16 protein-coding genes are annotated in these 17,881 nt (G+C 40.9%); 5 read left to right on the top strand and 11 right to left on the bottom strand.

Annotated elements, in window-relative coordinates:
- Nucleotides 1-182 precede the first annotated feature (182 nt).
- Nucleotides 183-896, bottom strand: coding sequence for a fatty acid metabolism transcriptional regulator FadR (gene fadR / locus NFU46_RS14145; RefSeq protein ID WP_054561887.1), 714 nt, complete (start codon nucleotides 894-896; stop codon nucleotides 183-185).
- Between the two features lie 232 nt (nucleotides 897-1,128).
- On the opposite strand from fadR, the gene nhaB reads away from it, so the two are divergent.
- Nucleotides 1,129-2,709 (top strand): sodium/proton antiporter NhaB, encoded by a 1,581-nt coding sequence (gene nhaB / locus NFU46_RS14140; RefSeq protein ID WP_251602648.1) that lies wholly within the window; start codon nucleotides 1,129-1,131, stop codon nucleotides 2,707-2,709.
- Between the two features lie 75 nt (nucleotides 2,710-2,784).
- Here nhaB and tyrA read toward each other — a convergent pair whose 3' ends face one another.
- The 6 genes from tyrA to ffh form a co-directional block, all read right to left on the bottom strand.
- Nucleotides 2,785-3,918, bottom strand: a complete 1,134-nt coding sequence (tyrA, locus tag NFU46_RS14135) for a bifunctional chorismate mutase/prephenate dehydrogenase (RefSeq protein ID WP_062564297.1) — start codon at nucleotides 3,916-3,918, stop codon at nucleotides 2,785-2,787.
- Nucleotides 3,919-4,183: 265 nt separating this feature from the next.
- Nucleotides 4,184-4,543, bottom strand: coding sequence for a 50S ribosomal protein L19 (rplS, locus tag NFU46_RS14130; RefSeq protein ID WP_054551733.1), 360 nt, complete (start codon nucleotides 4,541-4,543; stop codon nucleotides 4,184-4,186).
- A 33-nt stretch (nucleotides 4,544-4,576) separates the two neighbouring features.
- Nucleotides 4,577-5,344 (bottom strand): tRNA (guanosine(37)-N1)-methyltransferase TrmD, encoded by a 768-nt coding sequence (trmD, locus tag NFU46_RS14125; protein WP_054551734.1) that lies wholly within the window; start codon nucleotides 5,342-5,344, stop codon nucleotides 4,577-4,579.
- Nucleotides 5,344-5,877: a ribosome maturation factor RimM gene (gene rimM / locus NFU46_RS14120; RefSeq protein ID WP_054561890.1), complete on the bottom strand. Its 534-nt coding sequence runs from the start codon at nucleotides 5,875-5,877 to the stop codon at nucleotides 5,344-5,346. Before rimM ends, trmD begins: the two co-directional genes overlap by 1 nt.
- Nucleotides 5,878-5,894: 17 nt before the next feature.
- Nucleotides 5,895-6,143, bottom strand: a complete 249-nt coding sequence (gene rpsP, locus NFU46_RS14115; protein WP_054551736.1) for a 30S ribosomal protein S16 — start codon at nucleotides 6,141-6,143, stop codon at nucleotides 5,895-5,897.
- 240 nt (nucleotides 6,144-6,383) lie between these two features.
- A complete protein-coding gene (gene ffh, locus NFU46_RS14110; protein WP_054551737.1) occupies nucleotides 6,384-7,760 on the bottom strand; it encodes a signal recognition particle protein in 1,377 nt (458 codons plus the stop codon).
- Between the two features lie 243 nt (nucleotides 7,761-8,003).
- Between ffh and NFU46_RS14105 the strand changes: the two genes are divergently transcribed.
- The 3 genes from NFU46_RS14105 to NFU46_RS14095 all read left to right on the top strand — a co-directional run bounded on the left by NFU46_RS14105 (nucleotide 8,004) and on the right by NFU46_RS14095 (nucleotide 11,148).
- A complete protein-coding gene (locus NFU46_RS14105; RefSeq protein ID WP_054551738.1) occupies nucleotides 8,004-8,807 on the top strand; it encodes an inner membrane protein YpjD in 804 nt (267 codons plus the stop codon).
- Between the two features lie 61 nt (nucleotides 8,808-8,868).
- Nucleotides 8,869-10,137 carry an HlyC/CorC family transporter gene (locus tag NFU46_RS14100; protein ID WP_130051057.1) on the top strand — a complete coding sequence of 423 codons (1,269 nt, stop codon included), beginning with the start codon at nucleotides 8,869-8,871 and terminating at the stop codon, nucleotides 10,135-10,137.
- A 171-nt stretch (nucleotides 10,138-10,308) separates the two neighbouring features.
- Nucleotides 10,309-11,148 (top strand): mechanosensitive ion channel family protein, encoded by an 840-nt coding sequence (locus NFU46_RS14095; protein WP_054561892.1) that lies wholly within the window; start codon nucleotides 10,309-10,311, stop codon nucleotides 11,146-11,148.
- 17 nt (nucleotides 11,149-11,165) lie between these two features.
- Here the strand turns inward: NFU46_RS14095 and NFU46_RS14090 are convergent, their stop codons facing one another.
- The 4 genes from NFU46_RS14090 to NFU46_RS14075 all read right to left on the bottom strand — a co-directional run bounded on the left by NFU46_RS14090 (nucleotide 11,166) and on the right by NFU46_RS14075 (nucleotide 15,754).
- Entirely contained in the window at nucleotides 11,166-13,340 is a 2,175-nt protein-coding gene (locus NFU46_RS14090) for an exonuclease domain-containing protein (RefSeq protein WP_251602646.1), read from the bottom strand.
- 66 nt (nucleotides 13,341-13,406) lie between these two features.
- A complete protein-coding gene (locus NFU46_RS14085; RefSeq protein ID WP_054553751.1) occupies nucleotides 13,407-13,595 on the bottom strand; it encodes a DUF3185 family protein in 189 nt (62 codons plus the stop codon).
- Between the two features lie 75 nt (nucleotides 13,596-13,670).
- Nucleotides 13,671-15,080: a HAMP domain-containing sensor histidine kinase gene (locus tag NFU46_RS14080; protein ID WP_251602644.1), complete on the bottom strand. Its 1,410-nt coding sequence runs from the start codon at nucleotides 15,078-15,080 to the stop codon at nucleotides 13,671-13,673.
- A complete protein-coding gene (locus tag NFU46_RS14075; RefSeq protein WP_175082803.1) occupies nucleotides 15,080-15,754 on the bottom strand; it encodes a response regulator transcription factor in 675 nt (224 codons plus the stop codon). Before NFU46_RS14075 ends, NFU46_RS14080 begins: the two co-directional genes overlap by 1 nt.
- A gap of 175 nt (nucleotides 15,755-15,929) precedes the next feature.
- Here NFU46_RS14075 and NFU46_RS14070 point away from each other — a divergent pair, with 175 nt between their 5' ends.
- Nucleotides 15,930-17,873, top strand: a complete 1,944-nt coding sequence (locus NFU46_RS14070; RefSeq protein ID WP_251602642.1) for an LTA synthase family protein — start codon at nucleotides 15,930-15,932, stop codon at nucleotides 17,871-17,873.
- The last annotated feature ends 8 nt before the right edge of the window (nucleotides 17,874-17,881 follow it).

Genomic DNA, 17,881 nt, shown 5'->3' with positions numbered 1-17,881 from the left:
CAAGATAGTTTAATGAGGTTACAGACAAATGAACAATCGAAAAAAACGATATGCTTAATCGGAAAAATTGATTCTCAATAAACGGGGTTTGAGATAACTCTATATTAGTGTGCAAATTGACCCACAGAACACAAAAAACCCAGCTTTTAGCTGGGTTCTTAAATGAATATCAATACAGACGCTTAGTCCATGATATCTTCTGGCATATCACCACGTATTTGCTGCCAGATTTCACCTGTTTGATGACCGTATTTACGCATCATAGAAATCGCACCGTCATGTTCACGACGCTCAGCCAGTTCTGTTAAATCTTTATAAAACTGACGTGCTAATTCACGTGTACGTGAATCAGAGAAGTAATGGCAGCCAATTTTTGAGTAGAAACCTTTAAAACCATTTAAGATAAGCACATAGATACGATTATTACCTGCTACTGCTAATTCATGGTGAACTTTATAATCGTAATCAGCAAATGCTTGAGCACTGTCTTCAAGCTCTTCACTTTGCGATAAAATTTCAATTACACGCTCTGGGGCAAGCTTAATAGCCGCACGGGTATAAATTGCACTGATATTAGTGCGAGCAGAAAGTAATTGATCTGTGAGCTCTGGCATTTTGTCTTCATCAAGACGTGCTAGCGTCTCTAGAATGTTAAGACCCGAGGTTTCCCAGAAGTTATTTACACGGGTAGGTTTACCGTGTTGAATCGTTAGCCAGCCATCACGGGCTAGACGCTGAAGTACTTCACGTAAGGTTGTACGTGTTACACCAATCAGCTCTGACAATTCACGTTCAGCAGGAAGAATTGAGCCAGGCGGAAAGTCACCATTCCAAATAGATTCAACAATGTATTCTTCAGCAAAACCTGCTGGGCTTTTCGCTTTAAAAATTCTCATCCAATTTCCACTTGAGTTAGCAACTACTTTACCGCATTTGGTGTTCAACTCACTGATTGTACCAGATGATCAGCAACTAACAAGTAAACTAACTCCGCAGTGCATAAAAATCTGTAAAATCTCGATAAATAAATAACCTTTTGGATTAAAAGTACACCAAATAACAATACTTTCGGTATATTCAATTTCCAAATATTAACAATAACAACCAGCACTATTAAAAGGTACGGCCATGCAGCAGCGCGTTTTACCAGCAATATTTAAAAATTTTTTGGGGACTTCACCACAGTGGTATAAATACACCATTATTGCGTTTTTACTAATCAACCCGGTGTTATTTCAACTTAACCCTTACTTGGCAGGATGGGTATTAGTGCTAGAGTTTATTTTTACACTCGCCATGGCACTTAAATGTTACCCGCTACAACCGGGAGGCTTATTAGCAATTGAGGCCTTATTTATCGGCATGACAACCGCCGGCCAAGTTGAACATGAAATAGTACAGAATATCGATGTGATCCTGTTACTTATCTTTATGGTTGCCGGTATCTATTTTATGAAAGACTTGCTTTTATATATCTTCACAAAGCTGGTTGTTTCGGTGCGAAGTAAAACAGTATTGTCACTATCGTTCACGATTGCTGCGGCTTTTTTATCTGCTTTCTTAGATGCGTTAACGGTGATGGCGGTGGTTATTGCCGTTGCGATGGGCTTTTACAGTATTTACCACAAGGTAGCATCAGGAAAAGACTCTAGCAGCGAGCATGATATTAATGACGATAACCAAGTTCGCCCTGTCAATCGTCAAGAGCTTGAAGAGTTTCGTGCTTTTCTCCGTAACTTATTAATGCATGCATCAATTGGTACTGCCTTAGGCGGTGTTTGTACCATGGTAGGCGAGCCACAGAACTTGATCATTGCTGAGCGTGCTGGCTGGTTATTTGGCGAATTTTTCTTCCGAATGTTGCCTATTACTTTACCAGTTATGATTGCCGGTATTGCTACTACTTTCTTACTCGAAAAAACCAAAGCCTTTGGTTACGGCGCAAAACTCCCAGCCCCCATCCACACGATTTTATCGGATCATGCTAAAAAGCTTGAGAAAAAACGCACCGCACGCGACAAAGTGAACCTAGCGATTCAAGCTTTCATTGCTGTTTGGTTAATCATAGGCTTAGCCCTTCACTTAGCCACTGTTGGTTTAATTGGTTTGTCTGTAATTATTTTTGCCACAGCCAGTGCCGGTATTATTGAAGAACACCAGTTAGGTAAAGCATTTGAAGAAGCCCTACCATTCACAGCATTACTTTGCGTATTCTTCTCAATTGTCGCAGTTATTATCGACCAGCATTTATTTACACCTGTGATCGCATGGGTACTTACCTTTGAAGGTCAGCTGCAACTAGTGATGTTCTTTATTGCCAACGGTATTCTGTCGATGGTCAGCGATAACGTTTTCGTGGGTACTGTGTATATCAATGAAGTGGCTGCTGCGTTACAGGCAGGTCAAATTACCCGTGATCAATTTGACCTATTAGCTGTGGCAATTAACACAGGTACTAATTTACCAAGTGTTGCAACGCCTAATGGACAAGCTGCCTTCTTGTTCTTGCTTACATCAACATTAGCCCCTGTGTTAAGACTATCTTATGGACGCATGGTATACATGGCGCTACCTTATACCATAGTGTTGACGATTGTTGGCTTGAGCATGACCTTATTCAGCCTTTCAGATATGACTGACTTACTGTATCAATGGGGCTTAATCAATCACCACAGCGGTGCGTTACCTGGCTCATTAGGTGGTCACTAGAACGATTATTTAAAACTAAAAAGCCCGCTTGATGCGGGCTTTTTTGATAGAGTTTTTTTGCTAGATTAGAGCTGTTTAATCTAGCACTTTCGCGTCGTTTGCTTTATTAAGTAAGCTGCGGCTTTGCGTTAAGAAATGTGCTGTCGCATCTGAGAAGTATTCTTTCGCATCAGCAAATGCGGCAATCAATGATGCTTTATCCCCAGCTTTTAGCTTTTCGAGCGTGTCTGCAAAAGTATCTTGGTAGTTGGCAAGCAGTGCTTCTACATCGTCGAATTGCGCAAGCATGATGTCAGAGTAAAGCTCTGGAGATTGAGCAAATAAGCGCCCTACCATCATTAACTCTAATTGATAAATGGGTGATGAGCAGCTTCGAAGCTCTGCAAGAGTATGGCTTTGCTTGGCAAGAAACTGGCCGTATACAAAGGTTGTTAAGTGGCGCATAACCTGAATGATCTGCATTGCTTCATCGTGTTTTTTAGCATCCATCTCAACCACTTGGCAGCCCCAAACTTGTAGTTGCGCCATTAACCCTTTAGCCACTTCATGATCTCGCCCTTCACACACCACAACCGTTTGTTTTACCCAGTGTGAAATATCAGGGCCAAACATGGGGTGTAAGCCGACTACAGGGCCGCTATGAGCCGCCATAAGTGCTTTTAAAGGTTTTTGCTTAACAGAGGTAATATCAACCAGTAAACAGTCATCATCAAGTGTTGGTAACGCTGCGACGACTTGTTCAAGCGCATTAATTGGCACACTGACAAGAACCAATTTTGCCCCTTTTAATATCGTTTCACTTTGTGCTTGCTGTGCTTTATCTAAAATACGCACTTCATAACCTGAACGAGTAAACTGTTGTGCAAATAGCTGACCCATTGCACCTTCACCACCAACAATTACAATGGGTGATAACTGAGGCGCAACACAAGCAAGGCTACCTTGCTGATTCTGATAGGCTTCACGCATCATACGACGCAGGATATCTTCAACTAATTCAGGGTTAACCCCTTGTGCAACTGCTTCTTGACGACGTGCCGCGAGTAAATCAGCCTCGCGATCTGGGGCATGTAATGGTGCACCGATTTGTTGCTTAATTGCGCCTATTTTTTCTGTAATCCCATTACGCTTTGCCAGTAATGCCACCAATTGCGCATCACATTCATCTATTCCTGCTCTTAAATCAGCTAGATCATTCACTGTTACCACGTTACTACACCTCAAACCCTAAAAACGTAAATATTTATATACAAAAAAGTAAAGCTTTTAATACAAATTATAGTAACAGGATAACAGCCAAAGCACAAAGCCCTAACGTGCATGTAGCATAGCTTATGAAGGGATAATAGATAATTTAGAAGGGAGTATTTCGGTATTTCTCAGGGAAGGAAAATTTTTTTGTGGTATAAAAACCAAAACGGGTTGCAACCTAAGGCTGCAACCCGTTTTATTTTGCGTTGTAAAACAGCGCGTATTAGTTAAGTTTTTCTCTAATACGTGCAGATTTACCAGAACGCTCACGTAGATAGTAAAGTTTCGCACGGCGAACTGCACCGCGACGTTTAACTGAGATACTATCGATAAGAGGGCTGTGCGTTTGGAATACACGCTCAACACCTTCACCGCTCGAGATTTTACGAACTGTGAATGCTGAGTGAAGACCACGATTACGCTTAGCGATTACAACACCTTCAAAGGCCTGTAGACGCTCTTTGTTACCTTCTTTTACACGTACCTGTACAACTACTGTATCACCAGCGCCGAATGCTGGTACGTCTGTTTTAAGCTGCTCTTCTTCAAGCGCTTTAATAATATTTTGGTTTACTTTTGCCATTATATTTCTCACTTTCCTAGGTGTAACTGTCTTCTAGCCACAAGCTTGTTGGTACTCTTGCTGAAATTCAGCAAGGAGTGCCGCTTGCTCCTCAGTCAGAGCTAGGTTATGCAACAAGTCAGGACGACGAAGCCAAGTTCTACCAAGTGATTGCTTTGTGCGCCACTTAGCGATTTCTTGGTGGTTTCCGCTGAGTAATACAGCAGGCACCTGTTTATCATCCAATGTCTCTGGCCGTGTATAGTGAGGACAATCAAGCAAGCCATTCGAAAATGAATCCTGCTCAGCTGACTGGTTATGACCTAACACCCCTGGTACTAATCGTGCTACTGCATCAATTAGCGTCATCGCGGGTAGCTCACCACCACTTAAAATAAAATCACCAATTGACCATTCTTCGTCAACGTATGATTCTATAATTCGCTCATCTATACCTTCATAGCGACCTGCAATTAAAATCAGCTTTTCTGATTGTGCAAGCTCGCTTGCACCTTGCTGATCTAATTTGCGCCCTTGCGGGGACATATAAATTACTTTTGCACCATCACCTGCCGCTTTTTTAGCGTCAAGGATAGCTTGTTTCAATGGTTCAACCATCATTAACATGCCAGGACCGCCCCCGTAAGGACGATCATCCACAGTTCTATGCTTATCAGTGGCATAGTCACGTGGGTTCCAACAGTTAAAGTCGATTAGACCATTTTTAACTGCGCGACCTGTTACCCCTTGGGTGGTAATCGCATCAAACATGTCCGGGAAAAGGCTTATCACCCCTACCCATAGCGAACTCGTTTGTGACATTAAAACCCTGGGTCCCAGTCTACGGTAATTTCTCTTGCATCATGTTTAACTTCTTTAATAACAGAATCTGTTAAGAAAGGAATTAAACGCTCTGCTTGGCCAAATGCATCTTTTTTGTTTGCTTTCACAACCAAAACGTCATTTGACCCTGTCTCCATTAGGTCATCAACAGTGCCTAAGTTATAACCTTTATCAGTTACAACAGACATGCCGATCAGATCTCGCCAATAGAATTCACCTTGCGGTAATTCTGGTAGCTGCGCTGCATCTACTGAGATTTCTGCATTGGTTAAAGCCATTGCTTCGTCTCGGTCGTTTACTTGCGCAACTTTAGCGATAAAGCCTTTGTTGTGGCGACGCCAGTCGACCACTTCTAAGGTCTGCCATTTACCTTGTTGCCCTATCAACCATGGGCTGAAATCGAAGATCCCTTCGGGATCATCAGTAAATGAATGCACCTTAAGCCAGCCCTTTATACCATACGGGGCACCGAGCTTTCCTACTGTAATATACGAGGTGTTCTCTTGACTCATGGTTACTCTTACGCCTATTAAGCCGCTTTACGAGCGTCTTTAACTAACTTAGCTACGCGATCTGAAAGAGATGCGCCTTGACCTACCCAGTGATCAACACGAGATAAATCTAAACGTACTTTTTCTTCCTGACCAGAAGCGATTGGGTTAAAGAAACCTACTTTCTCGATGAAGCGACCGTCACGCGAGAAACGGCTATCCGCAACCACAATTTGATAGAAAGGGCGTTTTTTAGCGCCACCACGTTGCAAACGAATAGTTACCATACCGTCCTCTACATTAGATTGACTGTTTTCATTAATAAGATTTACTCCCCAATACGGGAAGCTGGGGAATTGTACGAGTTTTTTGCAACATTGCAAGTAAGAACTGCTGCAAAATGTAAGTTTAGTTGATTAAACACTGATCTGGGCTTTAAATCTTACATGCAGCTAACAACTACGCATAAATTATCTACAAAAAAAGGAGCTATATGCTCCTTTTTATACACTTAATAAACAGCACTATTAAAATTTAGGGCCGCCACCCATCATACCTGGTGGTAACATGCCTTTCATGCCGCGCATCATTTTCTTCATGCCACCTTTGCCTTTCATCTTCTTCATCATCTTCTGCATTTGCGTAAATTGCTTAAGCAGTTTGTTGATTTCTTGCACCTGAGTGCCAGAGCCTGCAGCAATACGTTTTTTACGCGAGCCTTTGATGATTTCTGGGCGAGCACGCTCTTTTGGCGTCATAGAGTTGATGATAGCTTCCATTTGTACGAAAGTTTTATCACCCATCTGGCCTTTTACAGCGTCTGGCAGGTTTTGCATGCCTGGCAGCTTATCAAGCATCGACATCATACCGCCCATGTTCTTCATCTGACGAAGTTGCTCAGCAAAATCATCTAATGTGAAACCATCACCTTTAAATACTTTTTCGGCAACTTTAGCAGCTTTCTCTTTATCTACTTTCATTTCGACTTCTTCGATTAATGAAAGTACATCACCCATACCTAGGATACGAGAAGCAATACGGTCAGGGTGGAATGGTTCAAGAGCATCAGTGCGCTCACCCACACCCATAAACTTAATTGGCTTACCGGTAATATGACGAATCGATAATGCAGCACCACCACGGGCATCACCATCGGTCTTAGTTAAGATCACACCACTTAAAGGAAGCGCCTCATCAAATGCTTTTGCAGTGTTTGCCGCATCTTGACCTGTCATCGCATCAACAACGAATAAGGTTTCGATTGGGTTAATCGCACTGTGAAGTGCTTTGATCTCGTCCATCATGTCGTTATCGACGTGTAGACGACCTGCGGTATCAACTAATACCACATCAATGAATTTCTTCTTCGCGTGCGAAATCGCATTGTTTGCGATATCAACAGGCTTTTGTGAAATGTCACTTGGGAAGAACTCAACACCCACTTCATCAGCCAGTGTTTCAAGCTGTTTGATTGCTGCCGGACGGTAAACGTCGGCACTCACAACTAATACAGATTTCTTTTTACGCTCTTTTAAGAATTTAGCTAGTTTACCAACACTGGTCGTTTTACCAGCACCTTGTAAACCCGCCATCATCACGACCGCTGGCGGCTGTGCATTAAGGCTTAGCTCTTCGTTAGCTTCACCCATGGCTTTTTCAAGTTCTTCACGAACAATCTTAATAAAGACTTGGCCAGGGCTTAAGCTTTTTGTTACTTCAACACCTACGGCACGTTCTTTAACTTGCTTAACGAATTCACGAACAACAGGTAAGGCAACGTCCGCTTCCAAAAATGCCATGCGGACTTCGCGTAATGTATCTTTTATATTGTCTTCAGTTAGGCGTCCGCGGCCACTGATATTTTTTAAGGTTTTACCTAAGCGTTCTTGGAGATTCTCAAACATGTAAAGGTTCCGATAAAACGTGTTGCACCTGCAATGTACATAAATCAAACAAGTTTGGCGACAATACAGGCAATATTAAAATTTAATTCCTAGCAGTATACCGTAAATGGTGGTCGACAATACAGTGTTCAAGTGTGTAGTTTGAGTTTCTTTTTACAAACTCTATGCTTTTGCCTTGCTATAAAATACAATGGCATCAAAGAGACAAGGATTTATCGATATAAATTAAGTGGCCAAAACACGATGATTATTAGTTTAACTATTATTGCTAGTTTGTTTTATGTGTTAGCAACGTCACATGTGCTATCACGCCTTTTTCACAAACAAGGTCCAAGCCAAAAACTCACAGTCATTCTTAGCACTGTGGCTATCCTTGCTCATATGTTATTACTGGTTAATTCAGTTTTTCGTGCTGACGGCCAAGATTTAAGTATCGTCAACGTTGCTTTATTAACCTGTTGGGTCATTGTGGTGTCGGTAACTGCTGTGTCTCTCAAATTCCCCGCAACTTTATTGTTGCCAGTTGTTTATGGTTTTGCAGCCTTACTGACCCTTGCCAGCTTGTTTATACCGCATCATGTGATTTTGCAATCAATCGATGTTGAACTTGGTTTAGTTACTCACATATCGTTATCACTGCTAGCCTATTGTGTTTTGATAATCTCAACACTCTATGCAGTCCAGTTCTACTTTATTGATAAGCGCCTCAAACGCAAAGACTTGGCAATTGTTCACAGCCACCTCCCTCCTTTAATGGTGGTTGAGCGTCAGCTTTATCAATTACTCACGCTGGGTACTATCTTACTGACCTTTGCTCTCCTTTCTGGATTCATCTTCTTAGAGGGAATGTTTGCCAGTGAGTTTATCCACAAAACGGTTTTATCGTTAATTGCTTGGCTAATTTTCACTGTGGTCACTGTAGGTCACTTACGCCAAGGCTGGCGTGGTAAGCCTGTGGTATTTTCGATCATGATAGCCGCTTTTATCTTGTCACTTGCTTATTTTGGCAGCCGTTTCATCCAAGAAGTGGTTCTAAATAAGTTTTAACTTGACTCAGCAAGCTGTCTCTAGCTTAATATGCACTGATTTATAAAAAAAGGATCCATCCTTGGACGACATATCGACTAGTACCCTGTTTATTATATTGGGATTATTGATACTTATTTCTGCTTATTTTTCTGGTTCTGAAACTGGAATTATGTCAATCAACCGTATTCGACTGCGTCATCTTGCTAAAGAAGATCACCGTGCAGCGAAGCGCGTCAGCAAACTATTAAGTCGCCCTGACAGACTCATTGGTCTGATCTTAATTGGTAATAACCTTGTAAATATCGCTGCAGCACAGGTTGCAACGATTATTGGTATTCGTTTGTATGGTGATCTCGGTATCGCTATTGCAACCGGCGCGCTAACGCTGGTTGTTTTAATCTTTGCCGAAGTAACGCCAAAAACACTTGCTGCGCTATACCCAGAGAAGGTTGCTTTTCCAAGCTCAATTGTGCTCAAAGGCCTATTGAAAATCCTTTTCCCGTTTGTGGTTATCGTAAACTGGATGACCAACGGCATGTTACGCTTGTTTGGTATTACCACCGCACAAATTGAAGAGCACAGCTTAAGTAAAGAAGAATTAAAAACTGTGGTGAACGAATCAGGTGCACTATTACCTGCTCGCCACCAAAGCATGCTGACTTCAATTTTAGATTTAGAGCAAGTCACTGTTGAAGATATCATGATCCCACGCAACGAAATTGTTGCTATTGATATCAATGACGATTGGAAGCTTATCAGCCGCCAACTTACTCATGCACAGCATACCCGCGTACTGTTATATCGTGACCAAATTGATGATGCTGTTGGCTTTATTCACTCACGTGATGCACTGCGCCTATTAACTAAAGAGCAGTTTGATAAACCATCACTACTGCGTGCGGTACGTGAAATCTACTTTATTCCTGAAGGCACATCACTGAACACGCAACTGCTTAAGTTCCAGCAATCAAAAGAGCGTATTGGCTTAGTTGTTGATGAGTATGGTGATATTCAAGGTCTAGTAACACTTGAAGATATTCTTGAAGAAGTGGTGGGTGATTTCACTACAACGCAAACGCGTACACCTAGTGAAGAAGTAACAGAGCAAGATGATGGCTCAGTACTTGTTGATGGCGGTGCCAATATTCGTGATTTAAATAAAGAAATGGGTTGGGAGCTACCGATTGATGGCCCGAAAACGCTAAGTGGTTTAATTGTTGAATACTTAGAGGACATCCCAGACTCAAACCTAAGTTTGCGTATTGCCGGCTACCCTATTGAAGTTATCGAGATAAAAGAAAATATGGTTAAGTTAGTTAAAGTTATTCCAAGTAAACGCACAGAATAATTTTCTACACAATCTAAACAAAAGGAGTAGCTTGCTACTCCTTTTTTGTTACTTATAGCTGAATTACCTCTGAAGATTCACATTTTATTAGCTATCCCGCACAACCAAACACGAATTCCTCTACTATTATTTCCTTTTGCATATATTGATATAGATATAAAAGGGAAAATAATGGACGAAATATCAATCGAGAAAATCTATAACCAAGCTATCGAATTGCTGATGCTTTACGGGCCAAAGTTTATTCTAGCAATACTGGTTTTAATTATAGGTTGGTGGTTAATTGGTAGAATTGCCAATATGGCCGAAAAATCAATGAATAAGGTCAAGTTCGAAGTTGGCCTTACGCACTTTTTAGTCTCCTTTATCTCGGTCATTTTAAAAGTGCTGTTGCTGATATCTGTTGCTTCTATGATTGGTATAGAAACCACGTCGTTTATCGCAATGCTAGGTGCTGCAGGCCTTGCGGTGGGCATGGCTCTTCAAGGTAGCCTTGCTAACTTTGCAGGTGGCGTGCTTATTTTGTTCTTTAAGCCCTTTAAAGTAGGCGATGTAATCGAAGCACAGGGTTACATGGGTACAGTGGTTGAGATACAAATTTTTGTCACTGTTTTACTCACCTACGACAATGAAAAAATCATTATCCCAAATGGCACGCTCTCAAATGGCTGCGTTAAGAATAAGTTTTCAGAGCCAACACACCGCGTTGCAATCGAATTTGGCATTAGTTATGGCGATAATGTTCATAAAGCCCGTGATGTGCTTATGAGCGTGCTTAATGACTATGATTTGATACTAAAAGATATAGAAGATAAAAAACCATCGGTTCATGTTAGCCAGCACGGCGAAAGCCATATTGGCATGTTGGTATGGGCGTGGGTTGAGTCTGATAACTACTGGCCAGTGTATTTTGGCTTATACGAACGCGTTAAAATTGCCTTTGACGCCGCTGATATCACGATTCCATTCCCGCAAAGGGATGTCCATATTCACCAGTTCCCTGGTAAATAACCACTTAAAAGGCGAGGTTAACTCGCCTTTTTTGATTGTGTTTGTTGAATCAGGTTTAACAGTTCTGCTGTGGCAGTTGCATCAGCTAACGCTCTATGATGATTCGTTAAATTCAATTCAAAATGTGCTGCTAAGTTACCGAGCGAATATGACTTAAGCTTAGGAAATGCTTTTCGTGATTCAACTACGGTACATAGCTTTGGCATTTTAAAGCTCTGCCCGATTGCACTGTATTCTTTGCGAATAAAGCTGTAGTCAAAATTCACATTATGGGCAACAAATACGCTACCTTTTAATAGTGAGCGCAGGGTATCAGCAACCTCTTCAAAGCGTGGCGCATCACGAACCATAGTGGCGTTTATCCCGGTTAACTTGGTGATAAAAGCAGGAATACTGCGCTCAGGGTTGATTAAACTCGCCCATTGTTTAATTACTTCGCCCGCTTGTAACTGCACAACGGCTATTTCAGTAATTTTATTATTACCTTGTACGCCACCGGTGGTTTCTATATCGACCACACTGTAAATTCGATTCGGATCATTAAACCAATTTACCGCAACGATATTCACTGCAAAGCCATGTTGCTTTAACACCTCAATACTGACAAGTTGGTTGCGCCTTAGTTTATCGCCTGGGGCTTTCACTTCCTCAAAGGTGAGCTTATCCCCTTTAAGCACCATCAAATCTGGGTAGCCATCTTTGAGCTGCTTAAAGGTTTTTGTCATTTGCAATAAATGCGCTTTTAAATTTGCAAGCGGGCTGTGTTTTATTAATACCTCTAGCGGCTCTAACATATCGCTGTGCCACATAAACATAGCGTTAGGCGCTTCATAAAACTGCCCTACGTTTTTACAAACATATTTATATAAGGCTTCATTGCTAGTGAATTTTGCAAGCTTTTGCTCAATTTGTGTTTGTTGCACTGTATAAAAACAATCAGCCAGTAACACCTTTGGATAAAGATCAAATTCATTACACGGCGGGTGCGGCGTCTCTATAAAAAGTTCTTGCCAAAACGTTAACGTAAAAAGACTCAACCAAAGATTATTCTCGGTAAAAAATACCGTATTACCAAGCTGTTGATAATGCTCACACACTCCTTGCTCTACATCGCCACGATAAATGTCATCAACCTCTAATTGATGCTCTGTATCAATGAGCATTTGTGTTAGGCGTGAGCGTTGTTGCTTATTATATTTACGCTGTAAAAAGTCCTCTGCAAAATACAAAATGCCATCATCAAGCGGGTCTTGAATAACTTGCTCAAGCTTTTGCTCAACCCAGGTTTTATCACCTTGTTTGTAACGCTGGCGAATTGCTAGCTCTTGCGCTTCACTGCTACCTTCACAGTGCTCAAGTAATTCAAATGCAAATGCTAAGTCATGCTCTTTAAGCTGCTTATATAAGCGGATCAGTAATTTGTTTTTGATACTCTGGGCTAATTCATCTTCAGATCTAATGGCTAAAAGTGCTTGGGCTAAGTTCTGATACTCTGTGTGTGACTCACTTTCTTTGAACTGCATTCGCAGCTTATTTAATTGATAATGCGTTTGTGCTTCGGCCAGTGTTTGAAAACGAGAGATGCTCTCATTAACATCACCACGTACTTTTGCAATTCCTAAATCACGCATCACAAAACGATTTTGATGGTTGATATCACCGCCACTTAGTCGGCCGCTATGTAAAAACTCGAAGTATTCATAATACTGACTACGGCTATTGACCACGAACTGACTAAACAACGACTCTAATTCACTGTGGTTGCGATCAATATGCTCTTTACACAGTTGGGTTAAGCGCTGTTTACTGGCTGACTTTTTGTAATCAGGTTGAGTCGCCATTAGCTCATCATTTGCTAATAAGGTTAACAGGGTTGGTTTGGTTAAATGCTCAAGTAATAGATCTAATTCGTCGCTGCTAGGATGTGCCACCAGCCCTTGCTGCTTTAGCTTAAAAATAGCACCGTGCAGATTAGGGATCTCTTCATAATTTAATGATGACAACGCGATGATTTTTGGCTTTCGAGAATAAATACGCAGCAAAGTACATAAACTTTGCTCATCAAGCTGAAGGAGTTTTTCAAGAAATAACTGCTGCTCTTCTAAAAGCAGATGCCTGCACTGAGCTTGAATAAATTCAGCAAGCTCAAAGAAGTGACTTAAATAATATTTTGCTGGTAGTTGTGTTTTCATAGCCAAACCCGACACTGTATATAAATACAGTATCAGGTATTAGCTAATTGATTTCAATGTTTGCGGTTATTTAACTTTTAAAATACCCACAATTGCGCAAATTGCGCCCCCGACCATACCGAGCCAAGCTTCAATTGGTGTATCACCACTAAACGTGCGGCTAATTTGCGCACTTGCAGAGTCATACACGTTATATCCCCATACAGCTAGCGCCACACCAATAACGATTAAAGCAATACCTATAATTTTTCCCATCGTGTTGTTCCTTATTGTTATTAATTTCTTTTTGATAACCTCAGTGTTGCACACATATTAAACGCCTGCAAAGCCTTAAGAAATAATCAAACAAAAGGTTATGTTTTGCCCACTTAACGACACCTGAAGTTCAGCATCAATTGCTTTACTTAACGCTTTGGCAATAGATAAGCCTAACCCAAAATTATCATTAGAGGTTCTGGCACTGTCTTTTTGCCAAAGCGGATCAAATAACTGGCTTATATCTTCTTCTGTTAAGGGTACTTGTAACTCATTCATAACAGAGAATTGCAACTTATTCTCTTTATTCAGTAGCGTGCTTATAGTTACATCACTCTTGTCAGGGCTATATTGCTTGGCGTTATTTACAAGGTTGGTGATGATTGATTCAAGGGCAAATAAATTACTGACAATGGCAGGAATATCATCTTGAAACTCAAACTTAATTCGCTCTAAATCATATTTTTCTAAGGTACGTAAAATAACCTGGTTTAAATCACATGCATCTTGCTTTGGAAGTGCTTCATCACTGTACTTATGCAGTAATAATAAGTTCGACACAATACTCTTTAAACGCTGGCTGATTTTTAGCACTTCGGGTTTAAAATCTGCCTCAAACTCTTTTTCATTTGGAAAACGAATGGCCACTTCAGCCATATTAATAAGCTCAGCTATAGGCGTTTTTAACTCATGAGCAATATCCGAGGTTAAGCGTCTTTCACGAAAATAAAGCTGGCGGTTTTCCCGTATAAAGGCATTTAAGCTATCAACAATGGGTTGCAGCTCTTTAACAGGCTCTTTTATTGTTATCACGGCATTTTTATCAGCGATACTGAGCCGGCTAATATCCCGGTTTAGTTTATTCAGCGGCGCCAAAGAGCTGTCGACCGATTTACGCACAAATAGACGAATAAATACGATTACTGACACAGTAGAAACAACAAAAATAACGTCGATGAGCCATAAAACAAAGTCAACTTCTTCTGATGAAGCCGCATAAGCTAAGGTTATGGGTTGTTGCAAAGAGGTGTTAACGCCCTCAATAAAGTCTTCATCATCGTCTAGGTCTAAAGGCGGTATAAAGCGAGTGTAAATAACACGGCCATTGCGACCATCAGGTAACTCAGTATTGATGATTTTTGTCTCGCCAAGCTTTATTTTCTCTAGAGGTAGATTCTTTTGTGAGAAAAGATGCAAGCTTTCTGAACGCGCAAACACGCCAGACTGCGACCAAATTTGAAAATACTCAGTTTCTGTACTGCCAGAAAACTCAGGCATGAATTGCCCTGAAAAATCAAAATCAATTTCTTCTTCGTCAATATCAATCAATGACATAAGCATGCCGGCTTTTGATTTCAAACCACGATTAAATTCGTTATCAATCCAACTATCAACGGCGATATCGGTAGCAACTAAAATACTCAGCACTAGCCCAGCTATAGTAATCGATAATGTGGTTACTAACTTACTGCGAATTGATTTCATTATTTTCCTTGAATGATATAACCAAAACCACGCTTAGTTTGAATAGGTAACTCGCCACCTGCTGCCCTCACCTTTTTACGCGCCGATGATAAGTGCGCTTCAATGGAGTTTTTTGAAACTAAGTCATATTGCCCAGCAATATAGGTACTTAACTTTTCGGCTGTGATCACTTTGTTTTGATTACTAAACAAGCACTCGACTATTTTATATTCGTTGGGGGTGAAATCGATGACAGTGTCGTTAACTTGCAAAAGTTTTAATTGTAAATTTAAAGCCAAGTTATCGATGCGGATCACATCGCTGATTGTTTTCAGGCCGCCGCGACGCATTAAATTTAATAACCTTGCATGCAGCTCATCAAACGAAAATGGTTTGGTCAGGTAGTCATCGGCCCCGGTGAGTAGTCCTTTCACTCTATCTTCTGGTTCTTGCTTGGCAGATAAAATAAGCACACGAACGTCGAGCTGCTTTGCTCTTATGGTTTGTAATAACGTAATGCCATCAATACTGGGTAACATAATGTCGAGTATGATTAATTCGTACTCACCTGTCATTGCCATACTCAAACCTTCAGCGCCATCGCCGGTTTCATCAATAGTAAAACCTAGGTTCTCAAGACCAATTCGTAGACTACGTCTTAATGACACCGAATCTTCTATAATCAACAATTTCATATGTTACTCATTTAGGTAAAAAGCGCTTTAGCGTCATCAGCTTACGCTTTGAATCTTAAGATCCACTTAAGATTTACTGAAGTTTTTCTAGTTTAGAAAATATTAAGATTACCATAAGGATTTCTTAAGTTTCGATTCCTAGTATTGCCGTAGTTTCGATTAAGTAAGTACGACTATGACAACAAAACTTTCTGTTTTAAAACCTTTATTCCGTTTTTCATTAATTTTAATGTCAGTATTTATACTGTCGAGAATTACCTTGCTTGTATGGCAACACCAAAGGTTAGCTGATGGCGATAGCCTAGCCGTTTTATTAGGAGGCTTAAGAGTCGACTTAAGCAGCTTAGGCTACTTGTCAGCCTTGGCTGTTTTAATGTTACTCGCTAATGTACTTTTGCGCAGCAAAACCGCTTTATTTCAGCATGTTTTTACTTTTTATAGCAGTATAGTTATAACTTTAATCGTGGTTGTAGAGGCTTCTACTCCCGCGTTTATTACCCAGTACGATGTACGACCAAATCGTTTATTTGTCGAATACCTAGACTACCCTCAAGAAGTCTTTTCTATGCTATTACATGGCCACCTATTTGCCATGATAAGCACCTTAATTATTGCAACGCTTAGTTGTGTGTTTACGTATCGTTATATTAATGCTGCATTTAGCAAACAGCAAAATGCTAAAACGGTTAGCCAAGTGGTGATACTCGTTACTACATTATTAGTTTGCTTAATTAGCGCAAGAGGCACTGTAAGCCATCGCCCGTTAAACCCTGCATTGGTGTACTTTTCAAGTGACTCACTAGTTAACTCCTTGGCACTTAATTCAACTTACAGTGTCGCATTTGCTATTAAGAATATGGGCAATGAAAAAAATGCCAGTAGTTTATACGGTACTATGCCACGTGATGAGATTTTACAAACAGTAAAGCAAGCAGCCTATAAACAGCAGTTTATCACAGAGAGTATCCCTACCCTTGCCAACAACACACCTTTTAACACAGGCAAACAAAAGAATTTAGTGATCATTTTAGAAGAAAGCTTAGGCGCACGCTTTGTTGGCGAACTAGGTGGCATTGGTGTGACTCCTGAGCTCGATAAGCTTTATCAACAAGGCTGGGGCTTTGATAACTTATACGCCACTGGCACACGCTCTGTTCGAGGTATCGAAGCGGTAACAACTGGGTTTACCCCATCACCTTCGCGCTCGGTGGTCAAACTTTCTAAATCTCAGCGTAACTTTTTCTCACTTGCTGATGTATTAAGCCGCACAGGCTATACCACCCAATTTATTTATGGTGGTGAAAGTCATTTCGATAATATGAAAAGCTTTTTCTTAGGCAATGGCTTTAGCGATATTGTCGATATTAATGACATGCAAAACCCTGAGTTTATTTCGTCATGGGGAGCAAGCGACGAAGACTTGTTCAATCAAGCTGATATAGAGCTAAGTGAGCTAAATAAATCAGGCAAACCATTTTTCAGCCTTGTGTTTACCTCAAGTAACCACGACCCATTCGATATTCCAGAGGGTAAAGTAACACTGCCTGAAAGCCACGACCCAGAAAACTACAAACGCGATCTAGCAATCAAATATGCAGACTATGCTCTTGGTAAATTCATCGCAAAGGCAAAAACGCAAGATTACTGGCAAGACACCGTCTTTTTAGTGGTTGCAGATCATGATGTGCGCGTGTTTGGTTCTGAGCCTGTGCCGCTTAAATCTTTCCACATCCCTGCTGTGATCCTAAATAGTGATATGGATGCAAAGCGCGATACACGCTTAGTCAGCCAAATTGATTTACCTGTTACTTTGTTGTCGTTATTAGGCGTTGAGCAAGCAACCCCCATGCTTGGTTATGATTTAACTCAACAATACCCTGTTGAGCGCGCCATGATGCAGTACTACGACAACTTTGCTTACGTAGAAAATGGTGAAGCCGTGATCCTGATGCCAAACCAAAAAGTGAGCTATTGGCGCTATGACTCTACAAGTAAAACGCAAGTTGCCATCGATAACACAGATAGCAGCGTTGAACTTGCCAAAAAAGCCTTAGCACACGTCTTATTTAGCAATTTAGCTTATACCGAACAGTTGTATCGCTTACCAAATAAATCGTAGCGATGAGG

The organism is Pseudoalteromonas sp. NCCP-2140 (genome assembly GCF_023708065.1).
Lineage (GTDB): Bacteria > Pseudomonadota > Gammaproteobacteria > Enterobacterales > Alteromonadaceae > Pseudoalteromonas.
The sequence above is the reverse complement of the archived record's forward strand: the minus strand, read 5'-3'. Positions and strand labels throughout refer to the sequence as shown.

Bases quoted from the DNA above. Each gene is read 5' to 3' on its own strand.
- fadR (WP_054561887.1), bottom strand. From the start codon at position 896: ATGAGAATTTTTAAAGCGAAAAGCCCAGCAGGTTTTGCTGAAGAATAC.
- nhaB (WP_251602648.1), top strand. From the start codon at position 1,129: ATGCAGCAGCGCGTTTTACCAGCAATATTTAAAAATTTTTTGGGGACT.
- rplS (WP_054551733.1), bottom strand. From the start codon at position 4,543: ATGGCAAAAGTAAACCAAAATATTATTAAAGCGCTTGAAGAAGAGCAG.
- trmD (WP_054551734.1), bottom strand. From the start codon at position 5,344: ATGTCACAAACGAGTTCGCTATGGGTAGGGGTGATAAGCCTTTTCCCG.
- rimM (WP_054561890.1), bottom strand. From the start codon at position 5,877: ATGAGTCAAGAGAACACCTCGTATATTACAGTAGGAAAGCTCGGTGCC.
- rpsP (WP_054551736.1), bottom strand. From the start codon at position 6,143: ATGGTAACTATTCGTTTGCAACGTGGTGGCGCTAAAAAACGCCCTTTC.
- ffh (WP_054551737.1), bottom strand. From the start codon at position 7,760: ATGTTTGAGAATCTCCAAGAACGCTTAGGTAAAACCTTAAAAAATATC.
- NFU46_RS14105 (WP_054551738.1), top strand. From the start codon at position 8,004: ATGATTATTAGTTTAACTATTATTGCTAGTTTGTTTTATGTGTTAGCA.
- NFU46_RS14095 (WP_054561892.1), top strand. From the start codon at position 10,309: ATGGACGAAATATCAATCGAGAAAATCTATAACCAAGCTATCGAATTG.
- NFU46_RS14090 (WP_251602646.1), bottom strand. From the start codon at position 13,340: ATGAAAACACAACTACCAGCAAAATATTATTTAAGTCACTTCTTTGAG.
- NFU46_RS14085 (WP_054553751.1), bottom strand. From the start codon at position 13,595: ATGGGAAAAATTATAGGTATTGCTTTAATCGTTATTGGTGTGGCGCTA.
- NFU46_RS14080 (WP_251602644.1), bottom strand. From the start codon at position 15,080: ATGAAATCAATTCGCAGTAAGTTAGTAACCACATTATCGATTACTATA.
- NFU46_RS14075 (WP_175082803.1), bottom strand. From the start codon at position 15,754: ATGAAATTGTTGATTATAGAAGATTCGGTGTCATTAAGACGTAGTCTA.
- NFU46_RS14070 (WP_251602642.1), top strand. From the start codon at position 15,930: ATGACAACAAAACTTTCTGTTTTAAAACCTTTATTCCGTTTTTCATTA.